Origin of the sequence: Nitrospira tepida (assembly GCF_947241125.1) — a bacterium.
GTDB lineage: Bacteria > Nitrospirota > Nitrospiria > Nitrospirales > Nitrospiraceae > Nitrospira_G > Nitrospira_G tepida.
Genome location: NZ_OX365700.1, coordinates 2,814,107 through 2,828,300, shown reverse-complemented (window position 1 = coordinate 2,828,300; position 14,194 = coordinate 2,814,107). Strand labels below are relative to the sequence as shown.

At 61.9% G+C, this 14,194-nt stretch carries 14 protein-coding genes; 12 read left to right on the top strand and 2 right to left on the bottom strand.

Annotated features, from left to right (window positions below):
* The first annotated feature begins 1 nt into the window (after position 1).
* From QWI75_RS13420 to QWI75_RS13375, 10 genes are all read left to right on the top strand, one after another.
* On the top strand, positions 2 to 796 hold the full coding sequence (locus QWI75_RS13420; RefSeq protein WP_289271652.1) for a sulfate ABC transporter permease: 795 nt from the start codon (positions 2 to 4) through the stop codon (positions 794 to 796).
* Between the two features lie 7 nt (positions 797 to 803).
* On the top strand, positions 804 to 1,898 hold the full coding sequence (locus QWI75_RS13415) for a sulfate/molybdate ABC transporter ATP-binding protein (RefSeq protein ID WP_289269085.1): 1,095 nt from the start codon (positions 804 to 806) through the stop codon (positions 1,896 to 1,898).
* A 166-nt stretch (positions 1,899 to 2,064) separates the two neighbouring features.
* Positions 2,065 to 3,402: an ArsB/NhaD family transporter gene (locus QWI75_RS13410; RefSeq protein WP_289269084.1), complete on the top strand. Its 1,338-nt coding sequence runs from the start codon at positions 2,065 to 2,067 to the stop codon at positions 3,400 to 3,402.
* 172 nt (positions 3,403 to 3,574) lie between these two features.
* Positions 3,575 to 5,449, top strand: a complete 1,875-nt coding sequence (locus tag QWI75_RS13405; RefSeq protein ID WP_289269083.1) for a transketolase — start codon at positions 3,575 to 3,577, stop codon at positions 5,447 to 5,449.
* Between the two features lie 8 nt (positions 5,450 to 5,457).
* On the top strand, positions 5,458 to 6,162 hold the full coding sequence (locus tag QWI75_RS13400; RefSeq protein WP_289269082.1) for a Crp/Fnr family transcriptional regulator: 705 nt from the start codon (positions 5,458 to 5,460) through the stop codon (positions 6,160 to 6,162).
* Positions 6,163 to 6,280: 118 nt separating this feature from the next.
* Entirely contained in the window at positions 6,281 to 7,276 is a 996-nt protein-coding gene (locus QWI75_RS13395) for a multicopper oxidase domain-containing protein (protein ID WP_370693642.1), read from the top strand.
* Positions 7,277 to 7,373: 97 nt separating this feature from the next.
* Complete coding sequence (locus QWI75_RS13390; RefSeq protein WP_289269080.1) at positions 7,374 to 7,727, top strand: heavy-metal-associated domain-containing protein; 354 nt, start codon at positions 7,374 to 7,376, stop codon at positions 7,725 to 7,727.
* Positions 7,728 to 7,773: 46 nt separating this feature from the next.
* Positions 7,774 to 8,394 (top strand): hypothetical protein, encoded by a 621-nt coding sequence (locus tag QWI75_RS13385; protein WP_289269079.1) that lies wholly within the window; start codon positions 7,774 to 7,776, stop codon positions 8,392 to 8,394.
* A 1-nt stretch (position 8,395) separates the two neighbouring features.
* Positions 8,396 to 9,424, top strand: coding sequence for a substrate-binding periplasmic protein (locus QWI75_RS13380; protein ID WP_289269078.1), 1,029 nt, complete (start codon positions 8,396 to 8,398; stop codon positions 9,422 to 9,424).
* Positions 9,421 to 10,212, top strand: coding sequence for a Tll0287-like domain-containing protein (locus QWI75_RS13375; RefSeq protein ID WP_289269077.1), 792 nt, complete (start codon positions 9,421 to 9,423; stop codon positions 10,210 to 10,212). The genes QWI75_RS13380 and QWI75_RS13375 overlap by 4 nt, the downstream gene beginning before the upstream one ends.
* Before the next feature lie 285 nt (positions 10,213 to 10,497).
* Here QWI75_RS13375 and QWI75_RS13370 read toward each other — a convergent pair whose 3' ends face one another.
* Both QWI75_RS13370 and QWI75_RS13365 read right to left on the bottom strand, forming a co-directional pair.
* Positions 10,498 to 10,818, bottom strand: coding sequence for a cupin domain-containing protein (locus QWI75_RS13370; RefSeq protein WP_289269076.1), 321 nt, complete (start codon positions 10,816 to 10,818; stop codon positions 10,498 to 10,500).
* Positions 10,815 to 11,750: a CoB--CoM heterodisulfide reductase iron-sulfur subunit B family protein gene (locus tag QWI75_RS13365; protein ID WP_289269075.1), complete on the bottom strand. Its 936-nt coding sequence runs from the start codon at positions 11,748 to 11,750 to the stop codon at positions 10,815 to 10,817. Before QWI75_RS13365 ends, QWI75_RS13370 begins: the two co-directional genes overlap by 4 nt.
* A gap of 148 nt (positions 11,751 to 11,898) precedes the next feature.
* Here QWI75_RS13365 and QWI75_RS13360 point away from each other — a divergent pair, with 148 nt between their 5' ends.
* The gene (locus QWI75_RS13360) at positions 11,899 to 12,762 is read left to right on the top strand and encodes an HDOD domain-containing protein (protein ID WP_289269074.1); all 864 of its coding nucleotides are present in this window, start codon (positions 11,899 to 11,901) and stop codon (positions 12,760 to 12,762) included.
* On the top strand, positions 12,759 to 14,177 hold the full coding sequence (sthA, locus tag QWI75_RS13355; RefSeq protein WP_289269073.1) for a Si-specific NAD(P)(+) transhydrogenase: 1,419 nt from the start codon (positions 12,759 to 12,761) through the stop codon (positions 14,175 to 14,177). Before QWI75_RS13360 ends, sthA begins: the two co-directional genes overlap by 4 nt.
* Positions 14,178 to 14,194: the final 17 nt, after the last annotated feature.

Genomic DNA, 14,194 nt, shown 5'->3' with positions numbered 1-14,194 from the left:
CATGCGCCGCCTGCTCATCGCGCTCGTATGGGCCTACTTCCTGGTGCTGTTGGTGGGGCCGATCGTCTATGTCTCGTCGCAGGCATTCGGCGACGGGCTCGCCGCGTTTTGGAACGAAGTGACCAGACCGGAGGCGCTGCATGGCTTCGCGTTGACCGCGGAAATCACCGCCATCGTCGTCCTGCTCAACGTCCTGTTCGGCACCATCACCGCGTTCGTCCTGGTCCGGCAACGGTTTTGGGGCCGCGCGTTCCTGAGCGGCGTCATCGACCTGCCCTTTGCCGTGTCTCCGGTCATCGCGGGCTTCATGCTGATCCTCCTGTTCGGGCCCGAAACATTGCTCGGACAATTCTTTGGAGCGGCGGGCGTCCAGATCCTCTTCGCCAAGCCGGCGATGGTGCTGGCCACGCTGTTTGTCACCTACCCGTTCGTCGTGCGGGAGCTGACTCCGGTGCTCCAGACGATCGGGACCGAGAGCGAGGAGGCAGCCAGGACGCTGGGCGCCAAGGAGTGGCAGGTGTTCCTCAAGGTGACCCTGCCGGCGATTCGCTGGGGCTTGATCTACGGCGTAACGTTGACCGTGGCCCGGGCGATCGGCGAGTTCGGCGCGGTCCTGGTTGTGTCGGGCAATGTCCTGATGCTGACGCAGACCGCGACCTTGCATATCTATCAAAGTTACGTCGATTTCAACTACGCGGGAGCCTATGCGGTGGCCACGACCTTGCTGGCGGTGTCGTTCCTCATCCTGATCGTGCTGGAGATCGCCAAGGCGCGGGCCGCCAGGGCGACCTTGTAATCAATCGATGAAGATCGATATTCGACATCTGTCCAAACGTTTCGGATCGGTGGAGGTCGTTTCCTCGGTCTCCTTTGCCGTCCGCGAAGGCGAATTGATGGGTATCCTGGGCCCCAGCGGCAGCGGGAAAACCACGGTGCTGCGGATGTTGGCCGGGCTGGAAACTCCGACCACGGGAGAAATCTACATCGACGGCAAGCTGGTCAACGATCTGCCGGTCCAACAGCGGAATATCGGATTTGTTTTTCAGCACTACGCGCTGTTCAAACACCTGACCCTGTTCGAGAACATCGCGTTCGGTCTCAAGATACGCAAATGGCCTCGGAAGAACCAGGCGGAGCGCGTCAACGAGCTGATGCATCTCCTGGGGCTCTCCGGCCTCGACGCGCGCTATCCCGGCCAACTCTCCGGCGGGCAACGACAGCGGGTCGCGATCGCAAGGGCCTTGGCTCCCCGTCCGAGCGTGCTGTTGCTGGACGAGCCGTTCGGCGCCGTCGATGCGTTGGTGCGGCAGGAGCTGCGCGAATGGCTCATCCGGCTCCACGATGAATTGGATGTCACCAGCCTGTTCGTGACCCACGATCAAGAAGAGGCCATGGAAGTCTCCGACCGCATCCTCGTGTTCTCGAAGGGCCGGCTGGAGCAGATCGGCACGCCCGCGGAGATTTACGAGGAACCGGCCACGGAGTTTGTCGCCCGGTTCATCGGCGCGATGAATATCGTCTCCGGGCAGGTGCGGGGCGGACTTATCCGCATCGGCGCGCTGGAGTTCCCCGCGCCGGGGTTTCAGGATGGCAAGCAACTGCAAATCGGTTTCCGCCCCTATTACGTCAAGGTCTCCGAGGACCCGGCGCTCTATCGGCTGCAGGCGCGCCTCCGGCACATCTACTTCCTTGGCGTCGCCTACCGGTTGGAGATCGAAACGCCGGAGGGGTTGATCCTTCGTTCTCGCCTGAACAAGGAAGACTTTCGCCGAAGCCGGCTCGAAGTCGGCAAGCCGGTCTCCTATGCCATCACCCAGTTTCGCATCCTGCCCGAGGCAGGCGCAGGGCCGCTCCCGGAGGCTGGCGACTTGTTCGGCAAGGTGTTGCTCCCGCCGTGATCCTTGCGGGACCCCTCGTCATTGTACGGTGGGCGTCGTCATTCCTTTCGTCCGATAACGGTGGCCATCACAACCGTCTGATACGAAGTCTGTTGCGCAGGCCTCTCGTGATCGGTACAGTGCGAACCTTGCGCGTCTGTCCCTCTACTACGGACTATTGGAGCCCATGAATCCCACGACACTCGCCCTGCTCATTTTCGGCGCCTGTTACCTCGCGATCGTCACCGAACGCATCCACAAGACGATCGTGGCGCTGTTCGGCGCAGCCTTAATGATCAGTTTGGGCGTGGTCACGCAGGAGGAGGCGTTCTACTCGCACGAATTCGGCGTCGACTACAACGTGATCTTTCTCCTGATCGGCATGATGGTGATCATCAACATCACCCGCGAGACCGGGCTGTTCGAGGTCTTGGCGATCTGGTCTGCCAAGCGGGCCAAGGCTCAGCCCTTTCGCATGATCCTGCTCCTGTCGGCGATCACGGCGGTCCTGTCGGCCATGCTGGACAATGTGACCACGGTGTTGCTGATGGCGCCGGTCACGTTGGAAATCACCAAACGGCTGGAGTTGAACCCCATTCCCTTTTTGGTTCCTCAAGCCATGGCGTCCAATATCGGCGGCACCGGCACGTTGGTCGGTGATCCGCCCAACATCATGATCGCGAGCAAGGCGGACTTGAGTTATCTCGAATTCCTGTTTGTGTTGGGACCGGTGGCCATGATCATCATGGCGGTGTTCCTCGGCGGGCTCTGGTTCATCTTCGGACGCACGCTGACCGTGGCGCCGCACCTGCGCGAGTCCATGATGGCGCTCAAGGAGCTGGAGGCGGTGCGGGACCGCTCCCTGTTGCGGCGATGCGTCTGGTTGCTCGCGCTGGTGAACGTGGGCTTTTGCTTTCACGGCTGGCTCCATCTGGAGCCGGCCACCGTGGCTCTGTTGGGAGCGAGCCTCTTCATGCTGGCCGGCCATGCCAAGACCAAGGAGAAGGGCCTGGAGGACCTCCACTACCTGACGGACGTGGAATGGAAGACGATTTTTTTCTTCATCGGGCTGTTCATCCTGGTTGGGGCGCTCGTGAAGGTGGGCGCGATTCGGGAACTGGCGAATCAATTGGTCGAATTCACGCGAGGCAATACGGCGGGGACGACGTTCGTGGTCCTGTGGGGGTCGGCGGTCCTCTCGGCCATCGTGGACAATATCCCCTATGTGGCGGCCATGAATCCCTTGATCGTGGATTTGGCCCGCTCGCTCCATCCGACGGTGACGGAGTATACGGATCTGGTCCATCAACCAGATGTCATGCCGATCTGGTGGGCCTTGGCCCTGGGCGCCTGCCTTGGCGGCAACGGGACGATCATCGGCGCATCGGCCAACGTCGTGATTGTCGATATCGCAAGGCGGGCCGGCTATCCGATCAGCTTCTGGCGATTCTCGCTCTTCGGCCTGCCCGTGATGTTCGGCTCGATCCTGATCAGCCATCTGTATCTCTGGCTGCGGTTTTTCTGAGAATGCCGCATGGCCACGTTCGGATCTTTGGCGCGCCAACGTCGATGAGCATGCCGTGGAGATCGTCGCGTTGACTCATTCGCTCCGCTTTTGCTAGCCTTTGCTGACCACCTTCATGTCGCGTTGAGTTGTCGATCATCCGCCTCCACCCATCCACGAAAGAGGATTGTTCATGTCTGGGAGCACGACCCTGTCATCGGATCTCTTGACCATGCTTCGAAATAAGGCGACCAGCCTGCGGATCGAGAGCGTGCGCGCCACCACCGAGGCGGGAAGCGGCCATCCGACGAGCTGCTGTTCGGCCGCCGACATCGTCGCAACCTTGTTTTTTCATGTGATGCGGTACGATCCCAAACAGCCACGCCATCCCAATCGGGACCGGTTCATTCTCTCGAAGGGCCATGCCGCCCCGCTGCTCTATGCGGCCTGGGCCGAGGCAGGCCTGTTTCCCAAGAGCGAGCTGCTCACGCTCCGGTTGCTGCGCTCTGATCTGGAAGGCCATCCGACTCCCCGGCTGTCCTTCGTCGACGTGGCGACGGGTTCGCTCGGTCAGGGGTTGGCGGCCGGCGTAGGCATGGCCTTGAACGCCAAGTATCTCGATCGCAGCGACTATCGGACTTATGTGGTCCTGGGCGACGGCGAGTCCGTCGAGGGATCGGTCTGGGAGGCGGTCGAAATCGCCCGGCAGCACCAGTTGGACAACCTTTGCGCGATCGTCGATATCAACCGGCTCGGACAGAGCGATCCAACGATGCTCCAGCACGATCTGGAGGCCTATCGCGCCCGTTGGTCCGGTTTCGGCTGGCATGCGATCGTGGTGGACGGGCATGACATCGCGGCGTTGGTTCAAGCCTTCGGCGAAGCGGTTGCCACCAAAGGGCGTCCGACGGTGTTGCTGGCCAAGACCCTCAAGGGCAAGGGCATTTCGTTCATTCAAGACAAGCCGGATTGGCACGGCAAGCCGCTCAAGAAGGGCGAGGAGGCCGATCGCGCCATCGCCGAATTGTCGCAACAGTTCGTCTCGGGGAATGGGGCGGCCCCGGTCATTCCAAGCCCAACTCTGGCCAAAAAGGAAGAGGCGGGCAGGAAGACGCTGGCCGCGCCTTCTTACAAGATCGGCGACATGGTCGCGACGCGAGAGGCGTTCGGCGTGGCATTGCAGGCGTTGGGCGAGGCTGATCCGAGCGTTGTCGCGCTGGATGCAGATGTCAAAAATTCGACCTATACCGACAAATTCGGCAAGCAATTCCCGTCGCGGTTCTTTGAGAACTTCATCGCGGAACAAAACATGATCGGCGCGGCGGTGGGGCTCTCGACCTGCGGGAAGGTTCCCTTCGCGGCGACCTTTGCGGCGTTCTTGACCCGAGCCTATGACTTCATCCGCATGGCGGCGATCAGCCAGGCCAATGTAAAGCTGGTCGGGACGCACGTCGGGGTGAGCATCGGCGAGGACGGGGCCTCTCAAATGGGACTTGAAGACCTGGCGATGATGGCGGCCCAGCCGGGCGTCACGGTGCTGTATCCGTCCGATGGGACGAGCATGTACCGCTTGGTCGAGGCGGCGGCGAGGCAGAGCGGGATGGTCTATCTGCGGGCCGGCCGTCCCAAATCGCCGGTCATCTATGGACCGGATGAACCGTTCTCGATCGGCGGATCGAAGGTGCTGCGCAAGAGCCAGCAGGATCAGGTGACGATCGTGGCGGCCGGCGTGACGTTGTGTGAGGCGCTGAAGGCGCATGACCAGTTGAAGGCGCAAGGCATTCAGACCCGCGTAGTGGATCTGTACAGTGTCGTCCCGGTCGACCGCGCGACGTTGGCGGACTGCGCGCACGCCACCCAGAAGCGGGTGGTGACGGTCGAGGACCACTATGCCCATGGCGGACTCGGCGACGCGGTGCTGGGGGCCCTGTCCAACGAAGGCGTGCGGGTCACGAAACTCGCCGTCCGCGATATTCCGCGCAGCGGCAAGCCCGATGAACTCATCGACCATTTCGGCATCGGGGTCCGGTCCATCGTGCAGGCCGTCAAGGACCTGTTGAAGCTGTAACCAACTCCGTGAACCCTCCCCCTTCCCGGCGAGAGTTGCCGCTCATCGACCTGCTGCAAGAGCAGGATCGCCGCGAGATTTGGAAACAAGTCAAAGAAGAGCACTACCGAAAGGGCGAGTACATCTTTCGGGAGGGTGACCGCGCCGAGTACTTCCATATCCTGAAGGAAGGGACGGTCAAGTGCGTCAGAGCAACCTCCGCCGGCAAGGAATGTACACTCAAGGTGTTGATGCCGGGCGATTTGTTCTGCTGCGAAGCGGCGGTGTTCGACGGAGGGCAGCATCCTGGGACGGCGGCACCCATGGGAGATGTCAGCATTCTCCGGCTAAATAAGGAACAGTATTTCAATATCTTGAAGAAGAATCCCGAGGCGGCGCTTGAAGTCATCAAATATCTCGGCAAGCGGCTGACGGAAGTCCAGGAACGCGCCAAGATCCTTGCGCTGGACCGTTCCGATCAGCGGCTGGCCTCGCTGCTGGTCGGTCTGGCCGAACGCATCGGCGTGAGCGAGCCGCAAGGCATCCGACTCGATGTCCGGTTGACCAGACAGGACCTGGCCGACATGGTGGGGATCACGCCGGAGACGACGATCCGCATCATGAGCCGCTTTAAGCAGGCCAAGCTGGTCTCGGGAACCGCCAAACAATTGATGATTCTCGATCTTCCCGCGCTCCGCTCGTTTGCCTCCGATCCCTCCAGCGTCCTTCCGTAGCAGATTCTCTCAAAACATGACGTGAATCATATTTTTAGTTTGGGATTCTTCGTATAGTCCCTCCCGTTCCTGACAGGTCTACAGTCGTTCTAACCAATTCAGAAGGGAGCGCAACATGATGAAGAGAGACAGAGGTCTCCGTAAGCACGATGGCTCACGGTTCTTGCTAGCGGGAATCGCGGCCTTGCTGATGGGGACCGGGTCGGTGCTCCCGGCATCGGCCAAAACCCATGAGGTCAAGATGACGGCGGTGGAAACCGACGTGATCATCGACGGCAGCGGCGAAAAGTATGCCGCCTGGACGTTCGACGGGCAGGTTCCGGGCCCGGTTGTCCGCGTGACCGAGGGCGATACGATCAAGTTTACCTTGACGAATCCCGCCACCAACAAGAGTCCCCATGCGATGGATTTCCACGCGGCGGAGATCGACTTCCTCAAGAATTACCGGGCGATCAACGCGGGAGAATCGATCAGCTTCACCTTTGAGGCGCGGAAGCCGGGGATTTTTTTCTATCACTGCGGGGCGCCGCCCATGATTCAGCATGTGGCGCGCGGCATGTTCGGCGCAATCATCGTCGATCCGAAGGACGCCAAGGTATGGCCAAAGGCCGACCGGGAGTATGTGCTCGTGCAGTCCGAGTATTACAAGAATCCCAACGACGTCCAAGCGATGTTCGATCGGAAGTATGACGGGGTGATGTTCAACGGCGGCATCTTCAAGTACCATCCGTTCGTCACCAACGGGGGGAAGCTGGATGCCAAGCCCGGCGAGCGCGTGCGGATCTATTTCGTCAACGCGGGGCCGAACGAGTTCTCCGCCTTGCACCCGATCGGCGAAATCTGGGATCACGTCTACGAGAGCGGAAACCCGGCCAACAAGCTGACGGGCGTCCAGACCTATGTCGTGGGTCCCGGCAGCGCAGCCACGTTCGATGTGGTCGTGGAATCGGCCGGCGCCTACCCGGTGGTCACCCATTCGCTCACGGGAGCCTTGCGGGGGGCCATTGCGGTGCTGGTGGCGTCTCCTGATGCCAAGCCGATGCCGCTGATGCCGATGGTGCCCTGGAAGTTGGCCACGCCTCCAACGGAGATCACGCCTGTTCCGGTGCCGTAAGGATGCCGGAGCGGCCGGCCATCAGCGGCCAGCCGCTCCGCAGCGCCTCGTCCGGCCTGTCTCCGTTTCGGCTTGTTGTGCGAGAAAGCGACGATCCATGATGAAGACGTGCCTGGCTCTCTTGGCCGTTTGCCTTCTGGCCTCGGTTTGGAGCAAGAGCGGCTATGCTGCGTCCCCGCTTGAGCGGGTGACCTTGATGGTGGCCGGCGACGAGTGCGACTCGCTCAGCCGGGACATTGAGACCGCGCTCAAGGCACATCCGGGAGTCCGGTTCTTCGATGGGCGGAGCCTACCCGGACATCTGCTGATCGACGTCGATCCCGAGCAGGTGACAGCAGACGATTTGGCGCGTCGCGTGGCCGAGCTGGAGACGACGGTGCAGAGAGCCTGCCGGGCCAGCTTGATGCAATCCTGCATCACCGCCGGCATCGCTCCTGTCGCTGTTCAATAGGTGTTCGGACATCCGACGCACCTGCCAAAATGGACGGAGGGGAGCCGTGGTCTCTGGTCCCCTGTCCGGTGGTATCCGGTACACGGTACCGTTCGTCTTGGGCCTCCTTTTGGCCGTGGCCGGCCCGGCCTCGGCGCAGGATGCGCTCTTGGATCTCCTGCCGATCAAGCCGATCAACCTGGACATCGCCATCCGAAAACAGACCTTTGCCCCCAAGGACCGCGAGATCGGCATACAGGCCGGGTTCACGGCGCTGCGCTATGGGGATCTGGAGCTTCGCGCCACCTATCAGTTTTTCAGCATCCGGACCGAAGAGTTCACCACCGACCAGCATTCTGTGTTCCTCAATCCCCGTTGGAATAATTTTATCGACGTGCTGGACTTTCCGAAGCGGAAGCCGATCAATCGGGTGATCCGCCATGTCCTGTTCGGCCCGTTGGCGGACCGCGCCGTTCCCTACCTGGGCGCGATCGGCGGCATCGTGTTGCCGAGCTCCGGCAACGATCGGACGGGACATCTGGTCGGAGGCCAAGTGGGCGTGCGGTTTCCGGTCGCCCACGGAATCGCCGTGGATTTTTCGTTTCAGTACACGCAGTATGAAATCGACTTTCGCGAGGAACGAGGGCTGGCGCAACAGTGGGTCTTTCTCACGGGGGTGCGGTTTTGACATGCGATCGACCGGCTCTCCGATGATCGCCCGGATCGTCCTGACGGCAAGCCTTCTGGCCTTGACCGGATGCGGCCTGGTCTATGATGCCGTGCAATGGATCTATCCGATCGCCAAGGACGACCTGCAACGGGTCTGTGCCCGCAAACGCCTGCGGGTTGGCATCTCGGTCGAGCCCTTTCGCCCCTTCGTGTTTCCCGCGGTGTTCACCGACGAGGGCCTGCGCATCACGGGCATGGACGTGGACCTGGTGCGGGAACTCGCCTCGGCCCTGGAGCGCCGGTGCGGCCGGGAAGACCCGGTGATTCCGACCCTGCATCTGGTCCGCGTGCGCGATCAATTCGTGGAACTGAACGAGAATAAACTGGATCTCATCGTCTCCGCGGTGACCGCCAATGTCCCGTTGGAGCAGGCCGCCGGCATCGCCTACTCCATCCCCTACTATGACGACGGCGCGATCGGGGGCATGGCCAGAAGCCGGGAGCTTGCCCAGTCGATTCGCACGAGATTCGGAGCACCGGCGCAAAACGGCGAGGGCGGAACGCCGGCGAGCCGTGCATTCGAGGGACTGCGCGTGGCGGTCCCCGAATTGAGAAGCCCCTATGTGTACGCGAAGGAGTATCTGGAGAGGAGCGAGCTGATTTTATGTGATTCGCTGCCCGCGGCCTTCGAATCGCAGAATCCTCCGGTTGACGTGATCCTTGGAAAGTTGCCGGTCCTGCGCTACATCGTGACGCGGGTCAGGAAAGATTGGCATCTAATCGAATGGGCTGACGGAGTCCCCTTAAGATTGATGCGCGAGCAATATGCCGTGGCCATGGCGGAGGAGAATTACCGGTTGCGACTGTTTGTCAACGACACGCTGTTCCGCCTGAGGGAATCAGGACGGTTGGAGGAACTGCGCCGGAAGTGGCATGATGACTTCTATGCCTATCCCCGGCGGGCCGCGACGGAGGGTCTTCCCTTTTCGGTCGAGGACCTTCCGCAACATTACGACCAGGGCACCTGTCGATGGATGACCTCACGATGAATCCCGCCCGGGTCTCCGCCGCACAAGTCCGGCGTTCCGCCCTCGTCATCCTCTGTTGTCACGCCGTGGCGGCCTGGTTCCTGCTGACGCCGTCCGGTCTCGTCTGGGGCGCCTCCGAAACCGAAGCCCGCAGGACGGCGCAACTGCTGGCCTTGCTTCTTGATTCGGGCCGGGTGGTCATCGACCGCAATCAATCGCTGATCGACGATCCGCACAGGGGGGCGAAGGGGTTCACGGCCGAGGTCTTCGAGCAACAGCTCAAGACCGAGTTCAAGGTTCGTAGTGGGGTCGATTTGAACGACGTCTCGACGGCACACCTTCCTCACGGCGCCCTGGGGCTCCTCTTGGCGCTCGTGCAGGCCAGCAAGGACGTCGTCAACGACGCGCAGTTCGTCATCAACCAGCGGGGCATCGGATACAAAAATTTCATTCCGGCGACCTTCGGCAGCCAGGCGGCCAGGCGCTTTTCCGCCAATTCGCCGGTCCGTCTCAAGCAGACGGCCCTTTCGCCCCGCAATCCCAAGAACGAGCCCGATCCCTATGAAGAGGCGGTTCTTCGGCAATTTGCCGCTGCGCCCGGGAGCCGTGAGCCATCGAGCGAGCTGGCGGATGGAGGCCGCACCCTGCGACTGCTCGTGCCGATTTACTACGAGACCGAATGCATGGGCTGCCATGGCGAACCGAGAGGCGTCGAGGATATTTCCGGCTACCCGAGGGAAGGTCGGCAGGTCGGTGAATTGGCCGGAGCGATCAGCGTCACGATTCCGCTGGACGCGGAAGATCGCTAACCCGCATTATTCATGACAGTTCGTCGCGAAATTGCGGAGTCGCCAGGCGAGACGGGCGCACGGAGCCGCGAGGAAGGGAGGCAGACTTGAAACAGTCTGTTGACCGACCGAGCGGCGAGTCCGCCCGGCAACATGCCGCCGAAGCCGCATGTTGGCTTGTCGCAGCGGCGAATCCACAATTGCAGCAGAAGTGCCCATGAATAATGCGGGCTAAGCGTCAAACGACAACCGTCAACCGGCGGAGGCCGTTGCAGGTTGACGGATGGCGATTGACAATGACGCTGATCATGACGGATTCGGCGCGACGAACACGAGCACTTTCAGCCGTTGGTCGGTATGGTTCAGGACTCCATGCGGTTCTCCGGCTGGAGCCATGGTTCCCTCCCCTGGACCCAGCACCTGCCGGTCATTCCCGACCTGAAACGTCCCCTGCCCTTCCAAGACCAGATAGACCTTGTCCTGCTCGCCGTGCACATGGCCCTTCTGTTCCTGGCCCGGCTCGAAACAGTACACATCGCAAAAGAACCGCGGCGTCTGAAAGATATTGTTCTTTTTCATCTTATCTGAGCTAAATATTTGATAATCCGACAACTTAATCGTCTTCATGAACCGGCTCCTTCGGGAAGAGCGGCCGCCTGGGGCCGCTCGATTTTACGCACCAGCGATTCCACCGAGATGAGATGGCGGGCCAGCCCCAGGTCCTTGGCCGGGAGTCCCATCGCCAGCCCGAGCAACTGGGGCAGGTGGAGAATCGGCAGATTCAAGGTGGTGCTTACGGCCAGGCCGGCTCGCTCCTGATAGATATCCAGGCTCATGTGGCAGAGCGGACAGGGGGTGACCATCGCATCGGCTCCCGACTCCTTCGCCTCCTTCATATTCTGTCCCGCCATCGTCACGGCGATGGCCTCCTTTTCCAGGATGATGGGAAAGCCGCAGCATTTGGTCCGGCCGGCATACACGACTGGTTCGGCGCTGACCGCGCGGATGACCCGTTCCAGCGAGGTGGGGTTCTCAGGGTCGTCGAAGCCCAGATGCCAGGAGGGGCGCAGGATGTAGCAGCCGTAGAACGGCGCGATGTGCAGTTGCTGGAGAGGGACGCGCACTTCCTGGCGCAGGCGCTGAAGCCCCACGTCCTTGACGAGAATCCAGAGCAGATGTTTGACCTGCACCGTGCCGCGGTAGGTGATTCCCTCCGGTCCGAGAATCCCGTTGATGCGGTCGAGCAGCCCCGGCTCGGTCTTGAGCCGGCGATTGGCGGCGCTCATGACACCTTGGCAGGTGCCGCAAATGGTCATGATGTCGAGACCAAGCTGCTCGGCCTGGGCAAAGGTGCGCGCGTTGAGCGCCAGGGCCGCATCCGGGTCCTCCTCGGCCAGCACCCCAGCGCCGCAACAGGAAGCGGCGGCCAACTCAACCACCTTGAGATCCAGCCTCGGCAGGATCGCCATCGTGGATTGATACAGTTCCGGAGTCGCGCCCTTGGCGGCGCACCCGGGATAGAGGGCGTAGGTCAGTCTGGTCCGCGGTTCAGCCGCCATGGTGCGATGTCTCCCTCTCGGTCATTACCATACTGGCATGGCCGGCACAAGGGACCGGCTCAGGGCCTCTGGTAAAGTTTGCGGCCGGAATCGCCGATAAGACAGAGGGTTGCTACTCCTCAATCACCTGAACCGGCACGAGGTTATCATGAGCAGTCCCCCGACAGACGGATCCACCGCCTGCGAGCCGATCGAACAGGCGCTGCTCGAGCGCATCGGCAACGGGAAGATCGAACTGCCGCTGCTGCCGAGCGTGGCGACAGAGATCCTGTCGATGGTCAACAATCCCGATTCCGATGCAGCCAAGCTGGCGAGCCTGATCCATCGCGACCAAGCCCTGGCCGCGCACGTGTTGCGGATCGCCAATTCGCCGGCCTACATGCCGCGGATGCCCATTGTCTCGCTCCAGCATGCCGTGTCGATGCTGGGCTTGACCCTGCTGTCGGAAATCGCCTTCACCGTCTCGCTCAAGGCCGGAACCTTCGCGGCGCCGGGCCACGAACGCCGCATGCAATTCCTCTGGAAACACTCGCTGGCGAGCGGCGTCTATGCGAAGGAGGTGGCGAAGCTCAAGCGGCTGAACATGGAAAGCGCCTATGTGTGCGGCCTGCTGCATGCGGTCGGCAAGCCGGTCGTTCTGAACACCTGCGTCGGCCTGAGCGCGGAACTGAAGGTCGCGCTTGAGCCGGATCTGCTGGATATGTTGATCGACGCGCATCATGTGCCGCTGGGGATGCAGTTGGCCGACAAGTGGCAACTGCCCAAGCAGGCGCGGGAATCGATCGCGCACTACCGGCAATACGACCAGGCGGAATCGTTCAAACAGGAAGTCATGATGGCCTGCGTGGCGGACCGGCTGGCGACCTTCCTCCTCGATCCGGCCGCGCTGGACGACGTCTCGCTCAGGGAGCATCAGGCCTTTGCGGATCTGAACCTCTATCCGAAGGACCTCGATGCCCTGGTCGCCGCGAAGGACCAGGTGGCGAAGGTCGTGGACAGTCTGGCGCTATGAGCCGCGTCGCCACATACGACGTCCTGGTGATCGGGAGCGGACCCGCCGGCCAAAAGGCCGCGATCATGGCGGCCAAGTCGGGAAAGCGCGTGGCGGTCATCGAGCGGGAACAGGGATTGGGCGGAAGCTGCGTCTACCGCGGAACCATCCCGAGCAAGACGTTGCGGGAGGCCGCCTTGAGCCTGGAACGGGTCAAGCGGGGCGCCGCCGTGTTCGACTGCAAGCTGCGCGAGGGCGTGGAAGTCGGCATGCTCATGCAGCGGCTCGATGAGGTGGTGTCCGCCCACAGCCGCTACATGGGCGATCAATTGCGCCGCAACGGCATCGTCTTGCTGCATGGCTGCTCGCGGTTCCTGTCCGACCATCGGCTCGAATTGACGACCGTGGACGGCGTCACCCAGGAGCTGACGGCCGGCCTCATCGTATTGGCCACTGGCTCCCGGCCAAGGCATCCGGCCAAGATTCCCGTCGATCATGAACATATCCTGGACAGCGACTCCATCCTCTCGATGATCTATCTGCCGCGGTCGCTGACGATCGTGGGAGCGGGCGTGGTCGGATGCGAGTACGCCTCGATCTTTTCGCTCCTGGGCGTGCCGGTGACGATCATTGATGCGGCACCCCGTCCCTTGCAGTTCGTGGACGCCGAGCTCACGGAGCGGTTCGTCGCGAGCTTCGAGGGCTATGGCGGACGCTACTGCGGGCGGCAGCGGATCAAGAATGTCCGGTGGGACGGGCTGCTCTCCGTGGTGACCACCCTGGAGAACGGCGAGGAGATCGCCACCGAGAAGATGCTGGTCGCGTCGGGCCGGCAACCGAATCTCGAAGATCTCAATGTCGGCGCGGCGGGCCTCGAACCGAATGCCAAGGGCTACCTCCCGGTCAATCAATACGGCCAGACGGCCGTGCCGCATATCTATGCGGTGGGAGACATGGCCGGCCCCCCATCCCTGGCCTCCTCCGCCATGGAGCAAGGCCGCCGCGCAATCTGCCATGCGTTGGGGATGGCGGTGGGGTCCGTGGATCATTTGATTCCGATGGGCATTTATACCATCCCCGAGCTGTCCTCCGTGGGGTTGGACGAATCACGAGCCCGCGAACGGTATCGGAACATCGTCGTGGGGCGGGCGGATTTTTCGGAAGTGGCCAGGGGCCAGATCGCCGGCTCCGACCAAGGGTTGCTCAAAATGATTGCCGGCCCGGACGGGCATCAGTTATTGGGCGTCCAGATCATCGGGGACCACGCCACGGAGTTGATTCACCTCGGCGAGTTGGCCTTGATCAACGGCAATCCCGTCGAGACCTTCGTTGAAGGCATCTTCAACTTTCCCACCTACGCGGAAGCGTACCGTATCGCCGCGCTCGACATCGTCAAGCAGCGAGGGCAGCGGCCGGTGCTGGCCAAGGCCGGATAGTTCATTTCCTCTGCCTC

Coding starts and splice junctions, on each gene's coding strand:
- QWI75_RS13420 (WP_289271652.1), top strand. CDS start 2: ATGCGCCGCCTGCTCATCGCGCTCGTATGGGCCTACTTCCTGGTGCTG.
- QWI75_RS13415 (WP_289269085.1), top strand. CDS start 804: ATGAAGATCGATATTCGACATCTGTCCAAACGTTTCGGATCGGTGGAG.
- QWI75_RS13410 (WP_289269084.1), top strand. CDS start 2,065: ATGAATCCCACGACACTCGCCCTGCTCATTTTCGGCGCCTGTTACCTC.
- QWI75_RS13405 (WP_289269083.1), top strand. CDS start 3,575: ATGTCTGGGAGCACGACCCTGTCATCGGATCTCTTGACCATGCTTCGA.
- QWI75_RS13395 (WP_370693642.1), top strand. CDS start 6,281: ATGAAGAGAGACAGAGGTCTCCGTAAGCACGATGGCTCACGGTTCTTG.
- QWI75_RS13390 (WP_289269080.1), top strand. CDS start 7,374: ATGATGAAGACGTGCCTGGCTCTCTTGGCCGTTTGCCTTCTGGCCTCG.
- QWI75_RS13380 (WP_289269078.1), top strand. CDS start 8,396: ATGCGATCGACCGGCTCTCCGATGATCGCCCGGATCGTCCTGACGGCA.
- QWI75_RS13375 (WP_289269077.1), top strand. CDS start 9,421: ATGAATCCCGCCCGGGTCTCCGCCGCACAAGTCCGGCGTTCCGCCCTC.
- QWI75_RS13370 (WP_289269076.1), bottom strand. CDS start 10,818: ATGAAGACGATTAAGTTGTCGGATTATCAAATATTTAGCTCAGATAAG.
- QWI75_RS13365 (WP_289269075.1), bottom strand. CDS start 11,750: ATGGCGGCTGAACCGCGGACCAGACTGACCTACGCCCTCTATCCCGGG.
- QWI75_RS13360 (WP_289269074.1), top strand. CDS start 11,899: ATGAGCAGTCCCCCGACAGACGGATCCACCGCCTGCGAGCCGATCGAA.
- sthA (WP_289269073.1), top strand. CDS start 12,759: ATGAGCCGCGTCGCCACATACGACGTCCTGGTGATCGGGAGCGGACCC.